Below are 24,928 nucleotides of genomic sequence, written 5' to 3'. Positions count from 1 at the left end.
GTGTGGACGGTCAGCGGCCGAACTGGCGCAGCAGCTCGGTGATCGTGCGGGCGGCGTCGAGCAGCGCGGCGATGACCTGCCGCTCGTGCTCGTCGTCGAGCCTGCCCAGCGGGACCGAGCAGCTCATCGCGTCGAGCACGGGGTTGCGGTAGGGCAGCGCGACGGCGAAGCAGCCGAGGCCGGGGGTGTTCTCCTCGCGCTCGTGGGCGTAGCCGGTGTTGCGGAAGCCCGCGAGCTGCGCGTGCAGCGCCCCGCGTTCGACGACGGTGTTCGGCGTGAGCGGCACGAGCTCGGCGGGCAGCAGCGCGTCGACCTCCTGCGGGGTGCGGGTGGACAGCACCGCCTTGCCCAGCGACGTGGAGTGCGCGGGCAGCCTGCGACCGACCCTGGAGACGACCCGCAGGTGGTGCTCCGACTCGCGGCTGGCGAGGTAGACCACGTCGGCGCCGTCGAGCCGCGCGAGGTGGACGGTCTCGTTGACGGTCTGCCGGACCTGCTCCATGACCCGGATCGCGGCGCGCACGACCGGGTCGTGGTCGAGGTAGGACGTACCGACGAGCAGGGCCCGCACGCCGATGCCGTAGGTGCCGCGGTCCGGCTCGACCTCCACCCAGCCGCGGTTCACGAGCGTCTGCAGCAGCATGTACAGGCTCGACTTCGGGTAGCTGAGCTCCCGGTGCAGCTCGGTGAGGGTCAGCCTGCGGTCGGACGCCGACAGGACTTCCAGCAGCTCGACGGTCCGGTCGGCGGATTTCACCGCCCCGGGGCGGGTGGGCGAAGCGGCCTCGGTCACCAGGTCCTCCAGGGAAACATTCCGGCAACACGCTCTTGACACGTTGCTGTGCTGATTCTTACAGTCCGGCATCAGGTTCACAAGTACGACTCCGTTTCATGGATGTGAACAACGAGGAGAGTGAGATGCCCCGTTCCCGGTACGCCTCCGCGACTGCCGCGCTGGTCGCTGTGGGGGTCGTCCTCGCGGGGTGCGGCTCGAAGCCCGCTGCCACGAGCGGCGGGAGTGCCGGGGTCGCACAGGACCCGAACGCGGCGTTCGAGGTCTGGACGCGGAGCACGGAGGCCACCGCGAAGGTCTACGGGAAGATCTTCGCCGACTTCAGCGCGAAGACCGGGGTGCGGGTGGACTACAAGCCGGTCTTCGCGGACTTCGACAAGCAGATCCAGCAGCGCGCGGCGTCGAAGGACCTGCCCGACCTGGTCGTCACGGACACCGGCTCGCTGGGCGTCTTCACCTCCCAGGGCCTGGTCGGCGAGGTCGACAAGGGCTCCGTCGCGGGCGGCGCCGACATCGGCGAACGGGCCTGGGACAACGGCAAGGCCTCCGACGGCAGGTACTACGCGATCCCGTTCTCCACCCAGGCGATGGTCACGCTGGTCCGCAAGGACTGGCGCGAGAAGCTCGGCAAGCCGGTCCCGAGGACGTGGGACGAGCTCGCGGACCTCGCGACCGCGTTCACCAAGGACGACCCGGACGGCAACGGCCAGGCCGACACCTACGGGATGCTGGTGCCCGGCACCACCGACCGCGGCTACCTCGGCTGGTGGGCGTCGAGCTTCGTCTGGCAGGGCGGTGGTGACGTCGTCAAGCAGGACGGCGACAAGTTCACCGTCGCCGTGGACTCCGCCGAGACGGTCAGGTCCGTCGAGTACCTGCGGAAGATGTTCTGCGACACCAAGGTCGTCCAGCCCGGCGCCCTCACCACGGGCACGAACGACGCGCACGCGTTCTTCGAGACCGGCAAGACCGGCATCTACGTGACCGGCCCCTACATGTTCGGCAGGTTCGACAAGAACCTCGGCAAGGACAAGTACGAGGTCATCGCGGCCCCGAAGGGCCCGGCGGGCGACACCGTGCTGGGCGAGGGCGAGAACATCTACCTGATGGCGGGCTCGCCGAGGGCGGACGCGCAGAAGCAGCTGGCCGAGTACCTGATCAGCGCCGAGGCGCAGCGGGCGGGCATGAAGGGCGACCCGACCCCCGTGGTCCGGCTCCCCGTCAACAGCAAGGTCGACGTCGACGCCGTCTACGACGACCCGCGCTGGACGACCACCGCGAAGGTCTACGCCGACAGCGCGCGGCCGTTCCCGAGCGTGCCGAACTTCCAGCCCTTCCGGCAGCAGTTCTCCGAGACGCTGAACTCCCTGTTCGCGACCTGCGGCGGTGACGTCGAGGGCGACCTCGGCAAGCTGGCCGGGAACCTCGAGGAGGAGCTGCGGGCACAGGGAATGTCGAAGTGACGGTGTCCGACACCGTTCACGACACCAGAGACGTGGGACCGGCGGCTAGTGGCGGCGGTGCCGTCGGCTCCCACCCCGTGAGGCGGCGCCACCGGCGTCGCCTCACGGGATCCACCTTCACGCCGTGGCTGTTCCTGCTGCCCGCACTGCTGATCTTCGCCGTCTTCAAGTACCTGCCGATGGCCGAGGGCGTCCGGCTGAGCCTCTACCGGGTCCGGCCGTTCCTCGGTGACCTCTGGGTGGGGCTGGACAACTACGCCCGCATCCTCGGCGACGAGCGGTTCCGCGCCGCGATCGGGCACACGCTCGTGCTCGCCGTCGGCCAGACGCTGGGCTCGATGGTGATCGGGTTCGCGCTGGCGCTGCTCCTGGAGGGCCACGCGAAGTCGCTGTGGTTCGTGCGGTCCGCGGTGTTCCTGCCGGTGGTCGCGGCGACCGCGGTCATCGGCGAGATCTGGCGGCTGCTGTTCTTCCCGGCGCCGGAGGGGTTCGTCAACAGCGCCCTCTCCCTCGTGGGCCTCGGCCCGTGGACGTTCCTGGACAGCCCCGACACCTCGTTGGCCTCGGTGGTGTTCGTCGGGATCTGGAAGGGCGCCCCCTACGACATGGTGCTGATCCTCGCGGGACTCGCGGGGATCGACCGCCGGCAGTACGAGGCGTCCGCCATCGACGGCGCCTCCACGGCGCAGCGCGTCCGGCACATCACGCTGCCCGCGCTGCGCCCGGTGATCACCATCCTGCTGACGCTGGCGTCGATCCGCGGCCTGCGGGTGTTCACCGAGGTCTACGTCCTCACCGGCGGCGGACCGGCGGGCTCGACGGACGTGTGGATGACGCGGGTGTTCACCGTCGCCTTCGAGCGCGACGAGATCGGCGTCGCGTCCGCGGGCTCGGTGCTGCTCTTCCTGGTCACGTTCGCGCTGACGGTCGTGGTCCAGGTCCACCGACGGCGGAAGGAGGCCGGGTGAGCATCGCGGAGGAGTGCGACACCGCGCTCGGGTGGTCGACCGGCCGCGGGGCCCGGCTGGGCAAGGGGATCAGGATCCTGCTCAGCGCGGGTGCCGTGCTGCTGTTCGCGGGGCCGCTGGTCACCGTGTTCTCCGGCGCGTTCGACCACAACCCCGACCCCACGCGGCTCTCCCTGCTGCCCGACCGGCCCTCGATGGTCAACTTCACCGAGGCGGGCGACAAGGGCGTCTGGGGCTACCTGGCGAACTCGCTGATCATCGCGGGCGGGGCGCTGCTGCTCCAGCTCGCGGTGAGCGTGTTCGCCGCGTACGCGTTGGCGCGCAAGAAGTTCCGGGGACAGGCGGCCGTGCTGCTGCTGATCCTCACCACGATGATGCTGCCCGAGGAGGTCATCGCGATCCCCCTGTCCCTGGTGATCGGCGACCTCCCGCTGCTGCACGTCAGCCTGAAGGGCACCCTGCTCGGCGTGATCCTGCCCCTGGGTGCCTGGGGCTTCTCCATCTTCGTCATGACGGAGTTCATGAAGGAGATCCCCGTGGAGCTCGAGGAGGCCGCGAAGGTCGACGGGGCGGGCGAGCTCCGGATCTTCGCCCAGATCATCCTGCCGCTGGTGAGGCCCGCTCTCGGCGTGGTGGCCGTGTTCGGGTTCACCATGGTCTGGGAGCAGTACCTGCTCCCGCTGATCGTCGCCGACGACCCCTCCGACTACACCCTGACCGTCGCCCTGCTGTCGTTGAGGTCCGACCAGGAGGTCGGACCTGGGATCGTCTTGGCCGGAGCATTGCTGGCGCTGGTACCGAGCCTGCTCGTGTACCTGTCGCTGCAGAAGTCTTTCCTGCGTGGGATCACCACCGGAGCGATCAAGGGATGAAGGTCTATGCAACTCGATGGGGTGCTGTTCTTTCCGGTAACGCCGTTCGACCCGACGGGTGCGATCGCCGAGGACGTGCTGGCCGAGCACGTCAAGCACGGCGTCTCGGCGGGGCCGGGCGCGGTCTTCGTCGCCTGCGGCACGGGGGAGTTCCACGCGCTCGGCCTTGAGGAGTTCGAACGCGCGGTCGCCGTGGCGGTCGAGGCGACCGCGGGTCGCGTACCGGTCTTCGCGGGCGCGGGCGGTCCGCTGCCCATCGCCAAGGACTTCGCCAGGGCCGCGGCGCGCGCGGGTGCCGACGGGCTCCTGCTGATGCCGCCGTACCTGGTGACCAACCCCCCGAAGGGCCTGGTGCGCTACGTCACCGACGTGGCCGCCGCCACCGACCTGCCGGTGATCGTCTACCAGCGCAACAACGCCGTGTTCACGCCCGACACCGCGGTGGAGGTCGCGTCGCTGCCGACCGTCGTCGGGTTCAAGGACGGCCTCGGCGACATCGACCAGCTCCAGCGGATCGTGCTGGCCGTGCGGGCCCGCGTCGACAAGCCGTTCCAGTTCTTCAACGGCCTGCCGACCGCCGAGCTGACCGTGCCCGCCTACCGCGGCATCGGCGTGGACCTGTACTCCTCGGCGGTGTTCGCGTTCGCGCCGGAGATCTCCCTCGGCTTCTACCAGGCCGTGCAGGACGACGACACCGCGCTGGTGCGCCGCTACCTCGGCGAGTTCTTCGTGCCGCTGGTCGAGCTGCGCGACCGGGTGCCCGGCTACGCCGTGGCGCTGATCAAGGCCGCGGTGCGGCTCGGCGGCCTGGACGCCGGGGGTGTGCGGCCGCCGCTGGTCGACCCGACACCGGAGCACGTCGAGGAGCTGGAGCGGATCATCGCGGTGGGAAGGGCGCTGGCGGCATGAGGATCACCGACATCACCATCACCCCCGTCGCCTTCCGGGACCCGCCGCTGCTGAACTCCGCGGGCGTCCACGAGCCGTGGGCGCTGCGGTCGATCGTCGAGGTGCACACCGACGAGGGCGTCAGCGGGCTGGGCGAGAGCTACGGCGACATCGGCCACCTCGACCGGCTGAGCCGGGTCGCGCCCGCGCTGGTCGGCCTGGACGTGCACCAGCTCAACGTGATGCACCGGCGCGTCGCGGAGGTGCTGGGCGGCAAGTCCGGCGACGACCGGCACGGCCTGACCGGCAAGCTCACCGTCGAGGGCACCGTGGACCGGGTGTTCTCGCCGTTCGAGGTCGCGACCTGGGACATCCGCGGCAAGGCCCTCGGCCGCCCGGTGTCCGACCTGCTCGGCGGCGCCGTCCGCGACGCCGTCCCGTACAGCGCCTACCTGTTCTATAAATGGGCGGGGCACCCCGGCGCCGAGCCCGACCAGTGGGGCGAGGCGGTCGACCCGGCGGGCATCGTCGCGCAGGCCGAGCGGCTGATCGCCGAGTACGGGTTCGGCTCGATCAAGCTCAAGGGCGGTGTCTTCCCGCCCGACGAGGAGATCGCGGCCATCCACGCGCTGCGCGAGGCCTTCCCGACCCTCCCGCTGCGGCTGGACCCGAACGCCGCGTGGTCGGTGGAGACGTCGATCCGCGTCGCCGAGGCGCTCGACGGCGTCGTGGAGTACCTGGAGGACCCGACCGAGGGCATCCCCGGCCTGTCCGAGGTCGCGGCCAAGGCCCCGATGCCGTTGGCCACCAACATGTACGTCGTCGCGTTCGAGCACATCGCCCCGTCGGTCGCGGTGGACGCGGTGCAGGTCGTCCTGTCCGACCACCACTACTGGGGCGGGCTGAGCCGGTCGCGCAACCTCGCGTCGACCTGCGAGACGTTCGGCATCGGCCTGTCGATGCACTCCAACTCCCACCTCGGGATCAGCCTCGCCGCGATGACGCACCTCGCCGCCGCGACCCCGAACCTGAGCTACGCCTGCGACACCCACTACCCGTGGAACCGGGAGGACGACGTCGTCCTGCCCGGCGCGCTGACCTTCGTGGACGGTGCCGTGCCGGTGCCCACCACGCCGGGGCTCGGCGTCGAGCTGGACCGCGACGCGCTGGCCAGGCTGGCCGAGAACTACCGCACGTGCGGCATCGTCCAGCGCGACGACACCGGCTACATGCAGAAGTTCGACCCCACCTACGAAAGGCTGCGTCCCCGGTGGTGAAGAGCGTCGCGCACGTCTACCCCTGGGACGTCGTCGGCGATCCCCTTGCGGCACAACGGTATGCGGACCTCGGCGTGGACGCGGTCGCGCTCGCGGCGTCATACCACACCGTGCGCGCCGCGACCCCGCTGCACCCGGAGCACCGGATGGTCGACGCCCGGCACGCGGCGTTCTACCTGCCGGTCCGCGACGAGGCCTGGCACGGCAAGCGGCTCGTGCCCGCCGAACCGTCCTGGGTGGACGGTGACAACTCCTTCGGCGCCGCGGCGGACGCGCTGCGCGCGGTCGGGCTGCCGGTGTACGCGTGGACGGTCCTGACGCACAGTAGCAGGCTCGGCGACCTGCACCCGGATGTCAACGTTGTCAACGCTTTCGGCGACCGCTACCCGTACGCGCTGTGCACGGCGAACCCCGACGTCGTCGAGTACGCGCGCACACTCGTGACCGAGGTCCTCGACCTCGGTCGCCCGGACGGGATCGTGCTGGAGGCGTGCGGACCGCTCGGCTTCTTCCACGGCGGCCACCACGAGAAGACCGACGGCGCCGACTGGGACCCGGTCCGGCAGAAGCTGCTCTCGCTGTGCTTCTGCGTCGCGTGCGCCGTCCGCTACCAGGACGCGGGTCTCGACGTCGACGACCTGCGGGCCGTCGTGCGAGCCGGGGTCGACGCGGGCGCGCCGAGCGTCGAGGAAGCGCTGGGGGAGCGGGCGAAGCAGGTGTCGCTGGTGCGCACCGGGATCGTCCGGGAGCTGCGCGGGGCGTTGGTGGAGCTGGTGCGCGAGCGGGCGCCGGGCATCCGGGTCGTCCTGCACGCCACCGCTGACAAGTGGGCCACCGGCCCGTTCGCCACGGTCGCGCCCGCCGTGGGGGCGGAGGTGGACGTGCTGACCGTGTTCTGCTGGGGCGGTGCGGAGGCGAGCACCCCCGGCATCCGCGCGCTGCGCGAGGTCGCCGGGCCGGACGCCCGGATCGCGGGCTACGTCCTCGCGCTGCCGCCGAAGGCGGTCGACGGCGAGGCACTGCTGACCGAGTGGAAGCACTACGCCGACGAGGGCGTCGAGGAGTTCCACCTCTACCACGCGGGTCTGGCCTCCCGGCCCAGGCTGGACGCGGTGAAGCACGCCGTCGCGGGGATCAAGGAGTACCTCGACCGGTAGTCGGGGGCGGGTCGCTCCGGCTGTTTCACAGAAAAGCAGGCAAGGCGTGAACAGGACGGAGCAACCCGAGAACGGGGTTGCTCCGGCTGTTTCACAGAAGAACGGCCAAGGCGTGAACAGGACGGAGCAACCCAAAAACCGGGTTGCTCCGTCCTGTTCACATGAGAAGCCTAGGAACCGCAGTCGGCGCCGGCGTTCTGTTCCTGCTGGTGGCCGCGTGTGCGAACCCCCAGTCATCGGTCGACGCCGGGAGCGGGTCCGGCGAACCGCAGCTCAGCATCTCGTCCTCGCCCGCACCCACGACGACCTCGACGGATCCGGGGGTCGCGGTCGGTGAGCCGCCGCCCAACGGCGGTGTCGCGGTGCCCGCGGAGAAGATCGACGCGGCCGCGCTGCCCGAGCAGTACCCGCGCCAGGTCTGGACCGAGAGCGAGGGCTCCGTCATCGGCGTGATCGGCCAGGAGGGCGGGTGCAGCAAGGTGACCGCCGAGGTCGCCGAGCAGTCCCCGACCACGGTCCGGCTGGTCCTCGTCGAGACGATGCCGTCGACCCAGCAGATGTGCACCATGGACATCCGCTTCCCGCCGTTGACCGCGAAGCTCGACGCGCCCCTGGGCGACCGGACCGTCGCGCTGGCCACCCGCCAGCAGCAGTAACCGGCTCCGACCCGGTGTCCGGTCGACGCCCCGTCGGCCGGACACCGCTGGTCGGGCGCCTTTCTGTCCTGTCTTGTCCGGTCCGGCGGGGTCCTGCAACCACATCGGCGCCTGTACCGTCCTTGCGATATGAGGAACGCCAAGGTGCTCGTCGCCCTCGCCGTGGGACTGTGCGCACTAGCCGGTTGCGGTAGTGGAGATGCCCCGTTCGGGGCAGGTGGATCGTCCGGCACGCCTTCGTCGTCGCCGTCCACGGCCTCGTCGTCGCCGTCGGCGTCCGGTCTGCCCGGTGGGACGGCCACCCTGCCGTCCTCGGGCGTCCGCCCGCCCGGCCAGAGCCAGGTCCCGCCGCAGCCGTCGCAGTCGAGCGCGCCGCCGCTGCCGGGCGGGTCGACCGAGGTGCCGCCGTCGAAGGTGGACGGCACGGTGCTGCCGGAGACGTACAAGACGCAGGTGAGCGTGGCCTCCGACGGCCGGACGCTGCAGGTGGTCGGCCAGGCGGGTGGCTGCAAGACGGCCACCGCCGAGGTGACCACGCAGGCCGCCGACCAGGTGCAGATCACCCTCGTGACCACGTACTACGCGCCCGGTGCGGGCGGTGTGTGCACGCAGGAGATCCGCGACGTCCCGCTCAACGTCACCCTCGCCGCGCCCCTGGGCGACCGCAAGGTCGTCCTGGAAGCCCGCCAAGACGCCGCGTGACGGGTGGGGGAGGGGACGCCGGGTCCCCTCCCCGCCTGCCTACCTGCGGAACGACACCTGCAGCAGCGGGGCCGACGTCTCGGAGAAGAAGTCGTTGCCCTTGTCGTCGACCACGACGAACGCGGGGAAGTCCTCCACCTCGATCTTCCACACCGCTTCCATGCCCAGCTCGGCGTACTCCAGCACGTCGACCTTGCGGATGCAGTCCTGCGCCAGCCGCGCGGCCGGGCCGCCGATGGAGCCCAGGTAGAAGCCGCCGTGAGTCTGGCAGGCGTTGGTGACCTGCTTGGACCGGTTGCCCTTGGCCAGCATCACCAGCGACCCGCCCGCGGCCTGGAACTCCTCGACGTAGGAGTCCATCCGGCCCGCGGTGGTCGGGCCGAACGAGCCGGAGGCGTACCCCTCGGGCGTCTTGGCCGGACCGGCGTAGTAGACCGGGTGGTCCTTCAGGTACTGCGGCATGCCCTCGCCCGCGTCCAGGCGTTCCTTGATCTTCGCGTGGGCGATGTCGCGCGCCACGACCAGCGGGCCGGTCAGCGACACCCGCGTCTTCACCGGCAGGGAGGACAGGGTCGCGCGGATCTCGTCCATCGGCCGGGTCAGGTCGATCTTCACGACCTCGTCGGACAGGTGCTCGTCGTGCACGTCGGGCAGGAAGTGCGCCGGGTCGCGCTCCAGCTGCTCCAGGAACACGCCGTCCGCGGTGATCTTCGCCTTGACCTGGCGGTCCGCCGAGCACGACACGGCGATGCCGACCGGGCAGGACGCGCCGTGCCGGGGGAGCCGGACCACGCGCACGTCGTGGCAGAAGTACTTGCCGCCGAACTGGGCGCCGATGCCGAAGTTGCGGGTCAGCTCCAGGACCTGCTGCTCCAGGTCGGTGTCGCGGAACGCGTGGCCCAGCGGGGAGCCCTCGGTCGGCAGGTCGTCCAGGTAGCGGGCCGACGCGAGCTTGGCGACCTTGAGGTTCTGCTCGGCCGACAGCCCGCCGACGACCACCGCGAGGTGGTAGGGCGGGCACGCCGCCGTGCCGAGCGAGCGCAGCTTCTCGTCCAGGAACGTGGCCAGCCGCTTGGGGTTCAGCAGCGCCTTGGTCTCCTGGTAAAGGAACGTCTTGTTCGCGCTGCCGCCGCCCTTGGCCATGAACAGGAACTCGTACTTCGGCTCCGTGCCGGGCGCGGTGAACAGGTCGATCTGCGCGGGCAGGTTGGTGCCGGTGTTCTTCTCGTCCCAGAACGTCGTCGGCGCCATCTGCGAGTAGCGCAGGTTCAGCTCCTGGTAGGCCTCGAAGATGCCGCGCGACAGGGCTTCCTCGTCGGTGCCGCCGGTGAGCACGGTCTCGGTGCGCTTGCCCATGATGATCGCGGTGCCGGTGTCCTGGCACATGGGCAGCACGCCGCCCGCGGCGATGTTCGCGTTGCGCAGCAGGTCCATGGCCACGAACCGGTCGTTGCCGCTGGCCTCGGGGTCGTCCACGATCGCGCGCAGCTGCGCCAGGTGCGAGGGGCGCAGCAGGTGCTGGATGTCGCGGATGGCCGCCTTCGCCAGCAGCGTCAGCGTCTCGGGCGCGATCTCCAGGAACGTGCGGCCCGCGGCCTCGACGACCTTGACGCCGTCGGCCGTGACGAGCCGGTACTCGGTGGTGGTGTCCTTCGCCAAGGGGAGGACGTCTGAGTAGTGGAAGGGGGTCGTGGTGGTGGACACGTCGCGGGCTCCCTTGCGCGCTTCGGAATCCGCCGACCGTATCCGATCGCCATCGGGCGACCGAGCCGTCGTGATGTGATTCGCGTCGTGCACAGCGACACCAAGCGGAAGCTGACCGGGTCCGAGCTGTCGTCGATCACCCGCCGGGCGACGGGGGCGGGGCTGGCGGAGCACGTCGAGCTGACCGACGGCATGTTCAACGCGGCCTACCGGCTCACCACCGACGACGGGCGGGTGGTGGTGCTCAAGGTCGCGCCGCCGCCGGGGACACCGCTGATGACCTACGAGCGGGACATCATGCGCACCGAGGTGATGGCGTTCCGGCTGATGGCCGCGCACGGCGTGCCGGTGCCGGAGGTGCTGCACGCCGAGGACGGCCTGCTGGTGATGAGCTGCCTGGACGGCGGGTCCTGGGCGTCGCTGGACCAGGAGCTGGCGCCGGGGGCGCGCGCCTCGCTGAGGCGTGAGCTGGGCGGGATCGTGGCCCGGCTGCACCGGATCGAAGGGGACTCGTTCGGCTACCCGGAGGGACCGGGCGGTGACACCTGGCGAGGGGCCTTCCTGGCCATGGTGGCCTCCGTGCTGGCCGACGCGGACGTGTTCGGTGTCGGGCTCCCGGAGGGCCTCTCCGACTGGTTCCAGGCCCGCTCAGCCGTTCTCGACGAGGTGACCACACCGGTCCTCGTCCACTTCGACCTCTGGCCGGGCAACATCTTCGTCGACCCGGCCGCCCCGGCGGTGGTCGGGATCATCGACCCCGAGCGGGCGTTCTGGGGCGACCCGCTGGCCGACTTCGTCTCGCTCGCCCTGTTCGGCGACATCGAGGACGAACCGGACTTCCTGCTCGGCTACGGGGCCGTGGACCTGACGGAGTCCGCGCGGCAGCGCGTCCGGCTCTACCGGGTGTACCTCTACCTGATCATGATCGTGGAGTGCGCGCCCCGCGGGTTCGTCGGCGAGGACCACGAGAAGGCGGTGCGCTTCTACCGGGAGCGGCTGGCCGCCGACCTGACCTGAGATCCGGGTCGGGGAATAGCGGAAGGCCGGGCCGGCCCCCGACCGCCCCGACCTTCCTTGGCATGCGACTCGCCCCCACGAGATGGGGTGGGGGTTGCCGCAAGGTCTGTGTAGAGCAAGACCGTGCCGTGACTCGGATCACAAGTCAACGCGGCCAATCGGGTGACTCAGCTCGCGTACGCGCGCAGCTTCTCCGCGCGCTCGCCCTGGCGGAGCTTCGACATGACCTCGCGCTCGATCTGCCTGACCCGCTCGCGGGACAGCCCGAACCGCTTGCCGATCTGGTCCAGCGTCCGCGGCTGCCCGTCCTCCAGGCCGTAGCGGAGCCGGATGACCGCCTGCTCGCGCGGGTCCAGCGTCGAGAGCACCCGCCGCAGGTCGTCCTGGAGCAGGCCGGAGATGACCGCGCTCTCGGCGTCCGTCGCGTCGGAGTCCTCGATGAAGTCGCCCAGCGGGGCGTCCTCCTCGGCGCCGACCGGCATGTCGAGGCTCACCGGGTCGCGGGCGTGGTCGAGGAGGTCGGAGACCTTCTCCGGGCTGATGCCCGATTCCTTCGCCAACTCCTCCGTCGTCGCTTCCCGACCGAGCTGCTGGTGCAGATCGCGCTTGATCCGCGCCAACTTGTTCACCTGTTCCACCAGGTGGACGGGAAGGCGGATGGTGCGGCCTTGATCCGCCATTCCGCGGGTGATCGCTTGGCGGATCCACCACGTCGCGTAGGTCGAAAACTTGAAGCCCTTGGTGTAGTCGAACTTCTCCACCGCGCGGATCAAGCCCAGGTTGCCTTCCTGGATCAGATCGAGCAGCGGCATTCCGCGACCCGTGTATCGCTTGGCGAGCGAAACGACGAGACGGAGATTCGCTTCGAGCAGGTGGTTCTTTGCCACGTGGCCGTCCCGCACCAACGCGCGCAGTTCCTCGCGGCGCGTGGGGGACAGGCGCTTGGCGGTCTCGGCCATGTGCTGAGCGAAGACCCCGGCTTCGATCCGCTTGGCGAGCTCGACCTCTTCGGCCGCTGTGAGCAGGGCGGTCTTGCCGATTCCGTTCAGGTAGACTCGAACGAGATCGGCGGCCGGGCCCTGTGCGTCGAGGTCCAACTCGGCGGCGGTGAGCGTGCTGGTGGTTGTGGTGTCGACCTCTCGGTCGAAGACCCTCGGGACGGTCATGGAACTCCCTCCCCCTTTGTCGCGGGCTGGCGTGCGGGTGCGTCACACACCTGCGCTGCACTGCGCAGTGAGCCTTTCGGCGTCGGGGCCCGCTGGGTACCCATCGCTTGCCGGCTGGACACTTGGGAAACGCGTCGGAATGCCAATTCGTTCCCGACTCCCTGAACTGAAGACGTCGTCGCCATCACACGCGTTGCGCCCGCAATGCTGAGGATTTCCTGAGAGCTCGACTTAGAGATCCACCATCACCGTGAACGGACCGTCGTTCACGCTGTGCACCGACATCATCGCGCCGAACCGTCCTGTTTCGACTCGCGCGCCCTTCTGCCGCAGTTCCCGCACCACTCCCTCGATCAAGGGCTCCGCCTTCTCCGGCCGGGCGGCGGCCGTCCACGACGGACGCCGCCCCTTCCGCGTCTCCCCGTACAAGGTGAACTGGCTCACAACCAGCAGCGGTGCGCCGGTCGTGGCGCAGGACTCCTCGTCCCGCAGCACGCGGAGCTCGTGGAGCTTGCGCGCCATGACCGGAACCAGCGCCTCGTTGTCGTCCACGTGCACCCCGAGCAGCACCAACAGGCCGGGCTCGTCGATGGCGCCGACGACCAGATCGTCCACCACCACGCTGGCCTGTGTGACTCGTGCCACAACGGCCCTCACGCGGGCCTCAACATGCCGTGCCGCACCAGGTCCCGGACCACCGGCAGGGCGTTGGCGATCAGCCCGTCCAGCGGCTGGTCGTGCGCGAACGCCAGCAGCGTCACCAGGTCCTCCAGCGGCAGCGCGCCCCGGCAGCCCGCCAGCAGCGCCGCCGCGACCTCGTCCAGCTCGTGCTGCCACCCCGGCCCGTCCTGCCGGTGCAGCCTGCGCACGACCGCCGTCCAGCCCTCCTCGTCCGGTGAGGACACCTCCTCCAGGAGCACGGACTCCGGCACCGTGAACCGGGTCGCCAGCAACGACTCCGCCGACCCGTTCGCCCGCAGCCAGTCCACCCGGTCCAGCCACGCCGACGTCTCCGGGCCCAGCGGGTCGACGTAGGCGTGCCGCAGGTCCTCGCACACCACCTCCGCGTGCTCCCCGCCGGTGCGCCGCACCGTCACGAACCCGAACCCGACGCCCTCCACGTCGTTGCGCGCGAACCAGTCCAGCCACACCGCGGCCTTCTCGCGCCCCTCCGGCGACCGCGGGTCGACCCCGGCGTCCCGCAGCCACGTCCCCACGTACAGCGCCGGGTCCGCGACGTCCCGCTGCACGAACCACGCGTCCACCCCACCCCGCGGCAACCACCCGGAAACCCGGTCCGCCCAGTCCTCGCCCTTGCGGTGCAGCCAAGACGCCAGCAGCTGCCCCACGCCGCCCTCGTTCAGGAACGACGGCATCTGCCGCACCACCAGCGCGCTCGCGTCGTCACCACCGAGCCCGGAGTCGCGGTAGGTGTAGTCCACCCGCGGCGGGCCGACCACGAACGGCGGGTTGCAGACGACCTGGTCGAACCGGCGGTTCCGCACCGGCGCGAACCACTCGCCCTGCGCCACCTCCACGTCCAGCTCGTTGAGCAGGAAGGTGCCCTTGGCCAGCGCGAGGGCGCGCTCGGAGAGGTCCGTCGCGGTGATCCGCCCGGCGTGCCGGGAGGCGTGGAGGGCCTGGACGCCGCAGCCGGTGCCGAGGTCCAGGAGGGTGCCCACGGGGCGTCGCGCGGTGGCCCTGGCGAGGCTGATCGAAGCCTGGCCGATGCCCAGGACGTGATCGGCGGGAACGGGGCCGCCGCGCTGTTCGGCGTCCAGGTCGGCGATGACCCACCAGGAGGTGTCCGCGTACGGGCGGACGTCCAGACCCGCGCGGAGACCCTGGTCGGTCCTCCGGAGCAGCTCGGTGGCGAGGAGGGTGTCGATGTCGAGGGACTTGAAAGCGGTGCGGATGTCGGGTTCGGGTTCGGGGTCGCCGAGGAGGAAGAGGCGGATCAGGGTGCCGAGGGGGCCCGCGTCCTTGGTGGCGCGGCGGGCGGGTTCGGGTTCGCCGCGGGTGAGGGCGGACTGGGCCTGGGGGCCCAGGGCGGAGAGGACGCCGTCGGTGTCGTAGCCGGCGGTGAGGAAGGAGTCGCGGAGGCGGGAGGTGAGGTCGGGGGTGAAGTTGGGGAGCACTTGGTCATGGTTTCATCCGGGGGATGGGGAATGTCGGACCCGGTGAGTAGCTTGGGTTTCGGGGGGTGCTCACGGTGGGGGGACCTTGGGTTTTGGTTGTGCATTGGCTGGTGAGGCTCGTTTTGGGGTTTCCGGGGCGCGAAGCCCGGCCCCCGGTGCGCGATTGTCTCAATGCCCCACCCCCGTTTGTCAAGACGATAAAGCTGTCTTGACAAACGGGGGTGGGGCAGGAGGGCGCTGTGTATCGGGGGCGGGAGGGGATCTGGCTTCGCCAGCATCGAGCTGCGCTCGACAGGGCATCGGGCTGCGCCCGACAAGGCATCCTCGGCTTCGCCGTTGGACGAGGCATCGGCTGGCGCCGACAAGGCCCCAGGCGCTCCGCGCCGGATGCGCGTTGGCGGGCTTCGCCCGACGTGGGGATCCTCGCTGCGCGTCGGACAAAGCTGTGGGGCGCTCCGCGCCGGGTGCGGGGTGGCGGGCTGCGCCCATCGGGGTGCGCGGGACAGGCGTCGTCGCTTTGCGTCGGAACAGGCATTCGGGCTTGCTGGACAGACTGTCCATTACGGCGGCCACGAAAATGTCGTACCCCCTGAGTACCTTGTGAATCGGGGGGTCTTCACAATCGGGGGACCCTCGGCCAGGCGTGTTTCAGGTGACTCTGCGGGCCTGTACCGACAGGGCGATGGCCATTGCGAGTCGTTGTTCTGGGTCGTCCAGCGGTAGTGCCGTCACCTCGGCCATTCGTTGCATGCGGTACCGCAGCGTGTTCGGGTGCACCGCAAGCGTTCGCGAGGCTGCCCGCGTGTCCCCTTGAGCGGCCAACCAGGCTCGCAGGGTGATCGCGTAGTGGGTTCCGTGTTCCTTGTCGTGCCGAAGCAGATCCGCCACGGGGCCGCGTGTCGGGAGGCGGCCGCTGTCCGCTGCTGCGGACAGGCGGTGGAGCAGGACGCGGGCCCAGGAGTGGTCGTAGACGAGGGGGGTGCCGGTGGAGAGGGTTAGGCATTCGTCGGCTTCGTGGCGGGAGGCGGAGACCTGGATGGCGTCGGCGGGGCCGCCGATGCCGGTGAGCATGGTGGCTTCGGTGGGGAGTTCGCGGGAGAGGGCGTGGACCCAGTCGAGGGCGGCGGTGGGGTCGTCGCCGCAGGGGATGACGGTGTAGAGGACGTTGCCGAACAGGGCGCTGCGGCCGGGGCGGGACCAGCCGAAGCCGGCGGTGGCGCGTTCGAACGCGAGCAGGGCGGCGCCGTGGTCGGCGTCGCCGACGTGGGCCTGCACGGCGATGACGCGCAGGTCCGTCGGCGGTAGGCCGAGGCGGGTGAGGGCGGCGGGGGCGGCTGAGGGGGAGTCGAGGAGGGCGATGACCAGGTCGGCTTCGGCCTGGCGTTCGAGGTCGGCGCTGGCGCGGGCGCGCAGCAGGTGCAGGGCGGCGGTCCTGGCGCCGTCGACGAGTGCGGCGGCGCGGGTGGGGTCGACGGGGGCGTCGACCTCGACCCAGACGGAGCCGAGGAGCTCGCGGCCGGCGCGGACGGCGGCGACGAGCCTGCCGCCGAGCTGGTCGGTGAGCCTGGGCACGTAGATGGGCTCGTCGGTGGCGCCGAGGTGGGTGAAGACGCCGTAGGAGTCGAGGGCGCGGCGGGCCTCGTCGGGCACCTTGCGGCCGAGGATGGTCTGCACGCGGACCTGGTCGACGTCCTGCTGGCGGTAGGAGTAGGCGAGCACGCGGGACTGCTGGTCCTCGATGGTCACGGGGCCGCCGACCACGGCGGCGATGGCGTCGGCGACCGCGAACAGGTCGCCGGACCCCTTCTGCTGGCCGCCGAGCACGAGCGTCTGCGCCACGTTCGCCAGCTGGCTCCACGGCACCGACGGCTCGACCAGCAGCACGGCCGCGCCGGACCGGCGGGCGGCGGCGGCGATCTTCTCGTCCAACGGCGGCCGCCCGTGCAGGACGACGACGGCGGCACTGGTCGAGGCCACCAACCGGACGGCGGCGGCGGGTGACGGAATGCCCAGGCCGAGCAGGACGTCGTCCGGAGCGGCGGGCGTCTGCTCGGCGGCGTCGTGCAGCGCGACACCGCGCAGCTCGACGTCCCGGCCGCGCGGAGCGCAGCTCAGGTGCGTGCCGAGACTGCCGAGCACGTCGACCAGCCGGTCAAGGGCCACCACGTGCGGATCCTAAGCGCGGCGGCCCTGTTGTGCGGGAGTCACTCGACCGGGTGTTGGATGGGGAACAGCGGTGCGACAACGGAAGGCGGAGGTGGTGTCGTGAGCACATCCGAGCGTGACGACACCCCGGTGCTGATCACCGAGGCGGCGCTCTCCCTGGACGAGCAGCACAAGGCCAGGAAGCGGAAGTACGCGATCATGATGAGCGCGCGCATCCCGTGCATCATCCTGGCGATGGTCTTCATCGACATCTGGTGGTTGTCCGTGGCGCTGCTGGTGCTGTCGATCCCGCTGCCGTGGATGGCCGTGCTGATCGCGAACGACCGCCCGCCGCGCAAGGCCGAGAAGGCCAACCGCTACCGGGTCGAGGCGAAGGCGATCGAGTCGTCGGGCAAGGATCACCGGGTCATCGACGGCTGAGGCCCCACCGAGGACACCGCCCGCGCGCTCGCCCTGATCCCGCCGAGCAGCGCGTCCCGCTTGGACGCGCCCCGCTGCCACGCGGCCAGGAACCCGGCGTCGAACGCGTCGCCCGCCCCCGTCGAGTCGACGCACTCCACCAGCTCGGCGGGCACCGAGACGACCTCGTCCCGGTCGACCCAGCTCGCCCCGTCGGCGCCGGAGGTCAGCACGACCGCGCCGACCACGTCCAGCAGCGCCTTGGCGGAGGCGGGATCGGCCGAGCCGGTCAACGAGACCAGCTCCTCGGTGTTGGGCATCAGGAAGTCCACGCCGCGCACGTCGTCCAGGAACCCCTGGGGATCCAGGTCCAGCAGCACGGACGCCTGCGGGTCCACCGACGTCGTCAGCCCGGCCTCGTGCGCCGCGGCCAGCGCCGCCAGCGCGGCGGGCCGCGAGGAGGCGTCGAGCAGCACGTAGCCGGACAGGTGCAGGTGCGTCGCGTCGGCCAGCAGCCCCGGATCGAGGTCCTGCGGGGAGAAGCGGGCGTTCGCGCCGCGGTCGGCCAGCATGCTGCGCTGGCCCTGCGGGTCGACCAGGCACACGACGCAGCAGGTCGCGGCCTCCTGGTCGACGGCGAACGCGCACCGCACGCCCGCCGACGTCAGCTCGGCGTGCACCTGGCGGCCCGCGGAGTCCGCGCCGACCCGTGCGACGAGCACCGGCCGGGCGCCGCACTCGGCCAGCCACGCGGCCGTGTTGGCACCCGCGCCGCCGGGTTCGATGGTCACGTTCGCCCGCACGTCGCCGCCGTGCGGGATGGGGCCGTGGTGCCGGGCGACCACGTCCAGCCCGGCGTCGCCGACCACCACGATGGTCACGGCGCCAGCTCCACGGCGACCTCGGCGGCCAGCCGCGCGTTGGACATGACGAGCGCCTCGTTGGTGTCCAGGCTCACGCCGCCGCTGGCGCTGTGGAAGTGCTCCAGCAGGACCGGCGTCACGTCCTTGCCGTGCACGCCGCGCGTCCTGAGCAGCTCCAGGCCGTCGGCGAGCAGCCGGTCGTGCAGGTCCCGGTCCATCTCGAACTCGAACGGCACCGGGTTGGCCAGCAGCACCCCGGACCGGCCGGGAACGCGGTCGCGGTGCGCCGCCACGACCGCCGCGACGTGCTTCGGGTCGTCCACCCGCCACGGCACGTCGAACTCCGACTCCCGCAGGTAGAACGCGGGGAAGCGGTCGACGCGGTAGCCCAGGACGGGGACCGAGCGGGTCTCCAGCAGCTCCAGGGTGGCGCCGATGTCGAGCACCGACTTCACCCCCGAGCAGACGACCAGCACCGGCGTCGTGGCCAGCACGTCGAGGTCGGCCGACACGTCCCACGAGTCGTGGGCGCTCTGGTGGATGCCCGCCCCCGCGGACGGGACTCGGCGGTGCACCCCACCGAGCCCGCCGGTGGCGAACACGTGCACGCCCGCTGCGTCGGCGAGAGCCGCGGTGCCGGCCACCGTCGTGGCGCCGTCGCGGCCGAGCGCGTAGGCGGGTCCGAGGTCGCGCCGGGACAGTTTCACCAGGTTGTTGGCCGGGTCGCAGACCCGGTCCAGCTCGTGGGAGGTCAGCCCGACCACCGGCACGCCGCCGAGCACGGCGATCGTCGCGGGCACCGCGCCCGCCGCCCGGACGACCGCCTCCAGCCGTCCGGCGACCTCGCGGTTGCGGCCCGGCGGCAGTCCGTGGGCCAGGATGGTGCTCTCCAGCGCCACCACTGCCCGGTTCTCCGCCAACGCGTCGGCGACCTCTTCGGCGATCCTCGTAGTCGTCACGAGCGGTAATCATTGCCGACCGACCGGCTAGGCCGAAAACGAGCGGTGGGGCATCATGGTGCGGTGAGCACCTTGACCCAGACGCTGCCGGAGACCGACGAGCGGTCCCAGGGCACCGACTCCACCGGTGACGACTCGCCGAAGATGTTCCACTACGTGCGCAAGGCCAAGATCGCGGAGAGCGCGGTCATGGGCACGCACGTGGTGGCGCTGTGCGGCGAGGTCTTCCCGGTCACCAAGTCGGCCAAGCCCGGCTCGCCGGTGTGCCCGGACTGCAAGAAGATCTACGACGGCCTGCCGCCCGGCGGCGACGACTAGGACCGATGTCCCAGGGGCGTGCGCACGGGCGCCCGCCCCTTTTCGGTCTGCCGCGCGGGGGCCGTCGTCGTGCGTTTCGGCTGCTCGTTGACCGGTGGGCACGGCCCGCACGGCCACTGTCCGACCTCGTCCGACCTGGGCGATCACCCGCCCCGGAGCCCGCGCGATCGGGGCGTCGATCGACCTCGAAGTGTTCGCCCGACCGCGCGACCTTAAGCTCCCCGCATGGCCAGGTACTTCGATGTGCATCCGGACAACCCCCAGAAGCGGTCGATCGCCCAGGCCGTCGACCTCATCCGGAACGACGGCCTGGTCGTCTACCCCACCGACTCCTGCTTCGCGCTCGGCTGCCAGCTGGGCAACCGCGACGGCATCGACCGCATCCGCGAGATCCGCCACCTCGGCGACGGCCACCACTTCACGCTGGTCTGCCAGGACTTCGCGCAGCTGAGCCAGTTCGTCTACGTCGACAACACCGCGTTCCGCGCCATCAAGGCCGCCACGCCGGGCAGCTACACGTTCATCCTGCCCGCCACCAAGGAGGTGCCCAAGCGCCTCATGCACCCCAAGAAGAAGACCGTCGGCGTCCGCATCCCCGACCACAAGGTCGTCCAGGCGCTGCTCGCCGAGCTCGGCGAGCCCCTCCTGTCCAGCACCCTGCTGCTGCCCGACCAGGAGGAGCCGCTGACGCTGGGCTGGGACATCAAGGAACGGCTGGACAACGTCGTCGACGCGGTCATCGACTCCGGCGAGTGCGGCACCGTCCCCACCACCGTCATCGACTACTCCAACGGCGAGGCCGAGATCGTCCGCGTCGGCGCGGGCGACCCCAGCCGGTTCGAGTAGGCCCGCGGGCTCAGCCCTGCGACCGCGGCACGGGCAGCCGGGTCGTCGGGGTCGTGTCGGCGGGGGAGGGGGCGCTACCGGGCTCCGGTTCGGGCGCGGGCTCCGGTTCCTGCGCGGGCTCCGGCGACAGCTCGGTGGTGGACCGCTCGTCCGCCCGGATCCGCTCCGCCGTCCTCTCCATCTCCAGCCTCCGCCACCTCCTGCGCTGCCTCCGCGTCATCCGCGCGGGCCACATGTCCTGGATGGCGCTGTTGAAGTACGCGCCGATGGTGATCGCCAGGCCGATGAAGTAGGCGAACAGCAGGAACGCGATGGGGGTCGCGAGGGCACCGTAGGTGTAGCCGGTGGTGGTGATCCACTGGATGTACAGCCGCAGCCCGATGCTGGAGAGCAGGAAGACGGCCATCGCGAGCACCGCGCCGGGGACAAGGCGGTGCCACGGGAGCTTGCGCGGCAGCGAGAGCTTGTACAGCGTGGCGAGCGCCAGGATCAGCAGCACGGCGAGGCCGGGGTAGTAGAAGACGCCGATCCAGTACGACACGGTGTTCTGCCAGCTCGTGGGCAGGAACTGGGTCAGCAGGTCGGGGCCGAGCGCGAGCACCGGCAGACCGATGATCAGCAGCACCAGGCTGGCCATGTAGAGCAGCAGGGCGAAGATCCGCTGCCACACCTCGTTGCGCACGCCGTACTGGTCGTGCGCCACGGTGATCGCGTCGACGAACGACGACATCGCCGACGACCCGGCCCACAGCGAGATCACGAAGCCGATGGAGACGATCTCGCCCTTGCCGGTGGTCAGGATCTGGTCGACCGTCGGTTCGATCACCCCCGACACGACGTCCCGGCTGAAGATCGTCCGGCAGAAGCCGATGATCTTCTCCTTGACCTGGCTGACCACCTCCGGGCCGAGCCAGTCGCCCAGGTAGCCCATGCTGCCGAGCAGTCCGAGCAGCAGCGGCGGGAACGACAGCGTCTGCCAGAACGCGGCCTCGGCCGCCTCGGAGAACAGGTTCCCCTGCCAAGCCTTCTTCAGCGTGCGCGCGACAAGGCGCCCCGACCCGCGGCGCACCGGCTCCTGCGCGGTGGCGGGCGAGGCGCGCCTGTTGTCGTCCGTCGGCAGACCCATCGAGGTCAAGCATGGTGCATGGCGGGCCGTTCCGCGCCACTGGCGGGCCGAGGCGGCCTCGGTGTCCGCCCTGCGGCCCGCGAACGGGTAGGCTGAACTTCGCCCTCACCGGGCTCCCGCGCTGTCGCGGGACCACACCGGCCTGAGGGCATTCGACTGTCACAGCCCACCTTTGACCTGCGCTGAAGGAGCGATGAGTTCGTGGCACAGCCCGACACGCAGGTTGTCGAGTCCCCGGTCGCCCAGCGTCCGCTGCGGGCCTGGCAACGGCGAGCGCTGACGAAGTACCTGGCAGCGAAGCCGAAGGACTTCCTCGCGGTCGCGACCCCCGGCGCGGGCAAGACCACGTTCGGCCTGCGCGTCGCCGCCGAGCTGCTGGCCGACCGCACCGTCGAGTCGATCACCATCGTCGCGCCGACCGAGCACCTCAAGCACCAGTGGGCGCAGGCGGCCGCGGCCGTCGGCATCGCGATCGACTCGAACTTCCGCAACACCAACGCGGTCACCTCCCGCGACTACCACGGTGTCGCCGTCACGTACGCGCAGGTCGCCGCGCACCCGACGCTGCACCGCGTCCGCACCGAGAACCGCAAGACGCTGGTGATGCTGGACGAGGTCCACCACGGCGGCGACGCGAAGTCCTGGGGCGACGCGATCCGCGAGGCGTTCACGCCCGCCGTGCGCAGGCTGTCGCTGACCGGGACCCCGTTCCGCAGCGACGACTCGCCGATCCCGTTCATCTCCTACGCGCCGGGCGGCGACGGCCTGATGCGCAGCCAGCCCGACCACTCCTACGGCTACTCCGACGCGCTGCGCGACGGCGTGGTCCGGCCGGTGATCTTCCTGGCCTACTCCGGCGAGGCGAGCTGGCGGACCAGCGCGGGCGAGGAGTTCACCGCCCGCCTCGGCGAGCCGCTGACCACGGAGCAGACGGCGCGGGCGTGGCGCACGGCGCTGGACCCGAGCGGCGACTGGATCAAGTCGGTGATCACCTCGGCCGACATGCGGCTGACCCAGCTCCGCAACGGCGGCATGCCCGACGCCGGAGCCATGATCATCGCGACCGACCAGACGACCGCGAAGGCGTACGCCGAGGTCCTGCACCGGGTCACCGGCCACACCGCGACGGTCGTGCTGTCCGACGACCCCAAGGCGTCCGGGCGGATCGCGGAGTTCTCGCAGACCACCGAGCGCTGGCTGATCGCGGTCCGGATGGTGTCCGAGGGCGTCGACGTGCCGCGGCTCGCCGTCGGCGTGTACGCCACCAGCTCGTCCACCCCGCTGTTCTTCGCCCAGGCCATCGGCCGGTTCGTGCGCCAGCGCGCGAAGGGCGAGACGGCGAGCGTGTTCCTGCCCAGCGTCCCGGTGCTGCTGGGGCTGGCCTCCGAGCTGGAGCAGCAGCGCGACCACATCCTCGGCAAGCCGCACCGCGAGAAGGACGGCTGGGACGACGAGCTCCTGGCCGACGCGAACCGCACCAAGGACGAGGAGGGCGAGGACGAGAAGTCGTTCACCTCGCTCGGCGCCTCGGCCGAGCTGGACCAGGTGATCTACGACGGGTCCTCCTTCGGCACGGCCGCGTTCGCGGGCAGCGACGACGAGCAGGAGTACCTGGGGCTGCCCGGCCTGCTCGAACCCGACCAGGTGCGCGCGCTGCTGCGGCAGCGCCAGGAGCACCAGCTCGTCGAGGTCGCCAAGCGCAAGGCCGCCGAGCCGCCGCCCGCGCCGCCGCGCGCCGCCCGTCCGCAGGGCGTGCAGGAGCAGCTGGCCGCGTTGCGCAAGGAGCTCAACTCGCTCGTCGCGATGCACCACCACCGCACCAAGAAGCCGCACGGCAAGATCCACAACGCCCTGCGCGAGCACTGCGGCGGCCCGCCCACCGCGATGGCGACGATCGAGCAGCTCGAGGAGCGCATCGCCACGTTGCGGTCCTGGTAACCGCCGCCCGTTCGGCCGTTCGTGGCGGCCCGTTCGACGCCCGTTGGCCATCTGTTCGCTTGACGGGCGCACGCGTCCGCAACGCGGACGACACGTCCGGTTGATGCCGTCACGTCCCGGTTCCAATTGAGACGGCGGACACACTACGCAACCGGTTAATGTGACTGAACGTGACTTGGACATGCATTTGCAGTAGTCACATGTCGGCTCGGTTACCTCTCCGTTGCAGCATCGTGCCCTCTTTATCGATGCAGTGTGGTTCCGGTCACCCGGTCCCAGGGCATACGTTGTGCGCCACAACATTTTCTGCCCGGTCCTCGGGCAGTGCAGTGAAAGGGATGGCGGATGCGCAGCAAGAGCCTCGCCCTCATCGCCGTAGGTACCGGCCTTGCCGTGGCCATGACGGCGTGTGGTGCCAACAGTTCGACCGGCGGCAGCAGCACGAGTGCCGGCAGCACCGGGTCCGCGGGCGGTGGCGTCAAGGTCGGTGTGATCCTTCCCGAGACCGCCAGCTCCGCCCGCTGGGAGGGCTTCGACAAGCCCCTGCTCACCGAGGCGCTCAAGGCCGAAGGTCTGGACGCGGACATCCAGAACGCCCAGGGTGACAACCAGAAGTTCACCACCCTGGCGGACGGCATGATCAGCGCGGGCGTGAAGGTCCTGATCATCGCCTCGCCGGACTCCTCGGTCGGTGCCGCGGTGGCCGCCAAGGCCGACGCCCAGGGCATTCCGGTCATCGACTACGACCGCCTGAACCTCGGTGGCACGTCGAAGTACTACGTCTCCTTCGACAACGTGAAGGTCGGCGAGCTCCAGGGCACCGGTCTGAAGACCGCGCTGGCGAGCAACAAGGGTGCCCAGGTCATCGAGATCGAGGGTGCGCCGACGGACAACAACGCCACGCTGTTCGCCGAGGGCCAGAAGAAGGTCCTCGCCCCGCTGTACGCCTCGGGTGACCTGAAGCTCGTCCAGTCCCAGCCGATCGAGAAGTGGGACAACCAGATCGGCGCCACGGTCTTCGAGCAGATCCTGACCGGCAACGGCCAGAAGGTCGACGGCGTCGTCGCCGCGAACGACGGCCTCGCGGGTGCGGTCATCACCGTGCTGAAGAAGTTCGGCCTCAACGGCAAGGTGCCGGTCACCGGCCAGGACGCCACCCCGGACGGCCTGCAGGCCGTGCTCCGCGGCGACCAGTACATGACCGTCTTCAAGCCGATCAAGGCTGAGGCCGAGGCCACCGCCAAGCTCGCCGGTCTGCTCGCCAAGGGCGACACCGCGGGTGCCGACAAGATCGCCACCGGCGTCACCAAGGACACCACCGCGAACCGCGACGTCAAGTCGGTGCTCCTCGACGCCCAGCTGATCACCAAGGACAAGGTCAAGACCGTGGTCGACGCGGGCGCCGTCAAGGCCTCCGAGATCTGCGTCGCCGACCTGGCCGCCACCTGCACCGAGCTCGGCATCAAGTAGCAAGCCGCTTCACCGCAACCGCCGCGGTGGGTGCCAGCCCCC

At 70.8% G+C, this 24,928-nt stretch carries 23 protein-coding genes; 14 read left to right on the top strand and 9 right to left on the bottom strand.

Going from position 1 to position 24,928, the window contains the following annotated elements; genetic code table 11:
- Window positions 1–10: 10 nt before the first annotated feature.
- Window positions 11–793, bottom strand: coding sequence for an IclR family transcriptional regulator (locus tag CLV43_RS45315; protein ID WP_245887507.1), 783 nt, complete (start codon window positions 791–793; stop codon window positions 11–13).
- 125 nt (window positions 794–918) lie between these two features.
- Here CLV43_RS45315 and CLV43_RS45310 point away from each other — a divergent pair, with 125 nt between their 5' ends.
- The 8 genes from CLV43_RS45310 to CLV43_RS47500 all read left to right on the top strand — a co-directional run bounded on the left by CLV43_RS45310 (window position 919) and on the right by CLV43_RS47500 (window position 8,776).
- On the top strand, window positions 919–2,256 hold the full coding sequence (locus CLV43_RS45310) for an ABC transporter substrate-binding protein (RefSeq protein ID WP_170156298.1): 1,338 nt from the start codon (window positions 919–921) through the stop codon (window positions 2,254–2,256).
- Between the two features lie 77 nt (window positions 2,257–2,333).
- Window positions 2,334–3,224: a carbohydrate ABC transporter permease gene (locus CLV43_RS45305; RefSeq protein WP_211304873.1), complete on the top strand. Its 891-nt coding sequence runs from the start codon at window positions 2,334–2,336 to the stop codon at window positions 3,222–3,224.
- Window positions 3,221–4,096, top strand: a complete 876-nt coding sequence (locus CLV43_RS45300) for a carbohydrate ABC transporter permease (protein ID WP_106196751.1) — start codon at window positions 3,221–3,223, stop codon at window positions 4,094–4,096. The genes CLV43_RS45305 and CLV43_RS45300 overlap by 4 nt, the downstream gene beginning before the upstream one ends.
- 6 nt (window positions 4,097–4,102) lie before the next feature.
- Window positions 4,103–5,005, top strand: a complete 903-nt coding sequence (locus tag CLV43_RS45295) for a 5-dehydro-4-deoxyglucarate dehydratase (RefSeq protein WP_106196750.1) — start codon at window positions 4,103–4,105, stop codon at window positions 5,003–5,005.
- Window positions 5,002–6,261, top strand: a complete 1,260-nt coding sequence (locus CLV43_RS45290; protein WP_106196749.1) for a glucarate dehydratase family protein — start codon at window positions 5,002–5,004, stop codon at window positions 6,259–6,261. The genes CLV43_RS45295 and CLV43_RS45290 overlap by 4 nt, the downstream gene beginning before the upstream one ends.
- Window positions 6,255–7,418 (top strand): hypothetical protein, encoded by a 1,164-nt coding sequence (locus CLV43_RS45285; RefSeq protein ID WP_106196748.1) that lies wholly within the window; start codon window positions 6,255–6,257, stop codon window positions 7,416–7,418. The genes CLV43_RS45290 and CLV43_RS45285 overlap by 7 nt, the downstream gene beginning before the upstream one ends.
- A 161-nt stretch (window positions 7,419–7,579) precedes the next feature.
- The gene (locus CLV43_RS45280) at window positions 7,580–8,074 is read left to right on the top strand and encodes a hypothetical protein (protein ID WP_106196747.1); all 495 of its coding nucleotides are present in this window, start codon (window positions 7,580–7,582) and stop codon (window positions 8,072–8,074) included.
- 129 nt (window positions 8,075–8,203) lie between these two features.
- Window positions 8,204–8,776 (top strand): hypothetical protein, encoded by a 573-nt coding sequence (locus tag CLV43_RS47500; protein ID WP_146175160.1) that lies wholly within the window; start codon window positions 8,204–8,206, stop codon window positions 8,774–8,776.
- Between the two features lie 39 nt (window positions 8,777–8,815).
- Here the strand turns inward: CLV43_RS47500 and CLV43_RS45270 are convergent, their stop codons facing one another.
- The gene (locus tag CLV43_RS45270) at window positions 8,816–10,480 is read right to left on the bottom strand and encodes a fumarate hydratase (RefSeq protein WP_106196745.1); all 1,665 of its coding nucleotides are present in this window, start codon (window positions 10,478–10,480) and stop codon (window positions 8,816–8,818) included.
- Between the two features lie 87 nt (window positions 10,481–10,567).
- On the opposite strand from CLV43_RS45270, the gene CLV43_RS45265 reads away from it, so the two are divergent.
- Window positions 10,568–11,497: a phosphotransferase family protein gene (locus CLV43_RS45265; RefSeq protein ID WP_106196744.1), complete on the top strand. Its 930-nt coding sequence runs from the start codon at window positions 10,568–10,570 to the stop codon at window positions 11,495–11,497.
- Between the two features lie 167 nt (window positions 11,498–11,664).
- Here the strand turns inward: CLV43_RS45265 and CLV43_RS45260 are convergent, their stop codons facing one another.
- The 4 genes from CLV43_RS45260 to CLV43_RS45245 all read right to left on the bottom strand — a co-directional run bounded on the left by CLV43_RS45260 (window position 11,665) and on the right by CLV43_RS45245 (window position 16,967).
- On the bottom strand, window positions 11,665–12,663 hold the full coding sequence (locus tag CLV43_RS45260) for a sigma-70 family RNA polymerase sigma factor (protein WP_106196743.1): 999 nt from the start codon (window positions 12,661–12,663) through the stop codon (window positions 11,665–11,667).
- Between the two features lie 231 nt (window positions 12,664–12,894).
- Window positions 12,895–13,320 (bottom strand): D-aminoacyl-tRNA deacylase, encoded by a 426-nt coding sequence (gene dtd, locus CLV43_RS45255; RefSeq protein WP_106196742.1) that lies wholly within the window; start codon window positions 13,318–13,320, stop codon window positions 12,895–12,897.
- Complete coding sequence (locus CLV43_RS45250; RefSeq protein WP_106196741.1) at window positions 13,317–14,801, bottom strand: DUF7782 domain-containing protein; 1,485 nt, start codon at window positions 14,799–14,801, stop codon at window positions 13,317–13,319. The genes dtd and CLV43_RS45250 overlap by 4 nt, the downstream gene beginning before the upstream one ends.
- Window positions 14,802–15,449: 648 nt before the next feature.
- On the bottom strand, window positions 15,450–16,967 hold the full coding sequence (locus CLV43_RS45245; RefSeq protein WP_106196740.1) for a PucR family transcriptional regulator: 1,518 nt from the start codon (window positions 16,965–16,967) through the stop codon (window positions 15,450–15,452).
- A gap of 57 nt (window positions 16,968–17,024) precedes the next feature.
- On the opposite strand from CLV43_RS45245, the gene CLV43_RS45240 reads away from it, so the two are divergent.
- Window positions 17,025–17,387 (top strand): DUF3099 domain-containing protein, encoded by a 363-nt coding sequence (locus tag CLV43_RS45240; protein WP_106196739.1) that lies wholly within the window; start codon window positions 17,025–17,027, stop codon window positions 17,385–17,387.
- Here CLV43_RS45240 and CLV43_RS45235 read toward each other — a convergent pair.
- Both CLV43_RS45235 and CLV43_RS45230 read right to left on the bottom strand, forming a co-directional pair.
- Window positions 17,366–18,247 (bottom strand): carbohydrate kinase family protein, encoded by an 882-nt coding sequence (locus CLV43_RS45235; protein WP_106196738.1) that lies wholly within the window; start codon window positions 18,245–18,247, stop codon window positions 17,366–17,368. The genes CLV43_RS45240 and CLV43_RS45235 overlap by 22 nt on opposite strands.
- Window positions 18,244–19,188, bottom strand: a complete 945-nt coding sequence (locus tag CLV43_RS45230) for a pseudouridine-5'-phosphate glycosidase (RefSeq protein WP_106196737.1) — start codon at window positions 19,186–19,188, stop codon at window positions 18,244–18,246. Before CLV43_RS45230 ends, CLV43_RS45235 begins: the two co-directional genes overlap by 4 nt.
- A 63-nt stretch (window positions 19,189–19,251) precedes the next feature.
- On the opposite strand from CLV43_RS45230, the gene CLV43_RS45225 reads away from it, so the two are divergent.
- Window positions 19,252–19,506 (top strand): DUF3039 domain-containing protein, encoded by a 255-nt coding sequence (locus CLV43_RS45225; RefSeq protein ID WP_245887506.1) that lies wholly within the window; start codon window positions 19,252–19,254, stop codon window positions 19,504–19,506.
- Window positions 19,507–19,731: 225 nt separating this feature from the next.
- A complete protein-coding gene (locus tag CLV43_RS45220; protein ID WP_106196736.1) occupies window positions 19,732–20,352 on the top strand; it encodes an L-threonylcarbamoyladenylate synthase in 621 nt (206 codons plus the stop codon).
- Window positions 20,353–20,362: 10 nt separating this feature from the next.
- On the opposite strand, the gene CLV43_RS45215 is transcribed toward CLV43_RS45220, so the two are convergent.
- Complete coding sequence (locus CLV43_RS45215) at window positions 20,363–21,478, bottom strand: YihY/virulence factor BrkB family protein (RefSeq protein WP_106196735.1); 1,116 nt, start codon at window positions 21,476–21,478, stop codon at window positions 20,363–20,365.
- A 201-nt stretch (window positions 21,479–21,679) separates the two neighbouring features.
- On the opposite strand from CLV43_RS45215, the gene CLV43_RS45210 reads away from it, so the two are divergent.
- Window positions 21,680–23,416, top strand: coding sequence for a DEAD/DEAH box helicase (locus CLV43_RS45210; RefSeq protein ID WP_106196734.1), 1,737 nt, complete (start codon window positions 21,680–21,682; stop codon window positions 23,414–23,416).
- Window positions 23,417–23,761: 345 nt separating this feature from the next.
- A complete protein-coding gene (locus tag CLV43_RS45205; protein WP_106196733.1) occupies window positions 23,762–24,886 on the top strand; it encodes a sugar ABC transporter substrate-binding protein in 1,125 nt (374 codons plus the stop codon).
- Window positions 24,887–24,928 lie beyond the last annotated feature (42 nt).

Source organism: Umezawaea tangerina (genome assembly GCF_003002815.1).
Lineage (GTDB): Bacteria > Actinomycetota > Actinomycetes > Mycobacteriales > Pseudonocardiaceae > Umezawaea > Umezawaea tangerina.
Note: the sequence above shows the minus strand (reverse complement) of the source record. Positions and strands in the feature narration are given on the sequence as shown.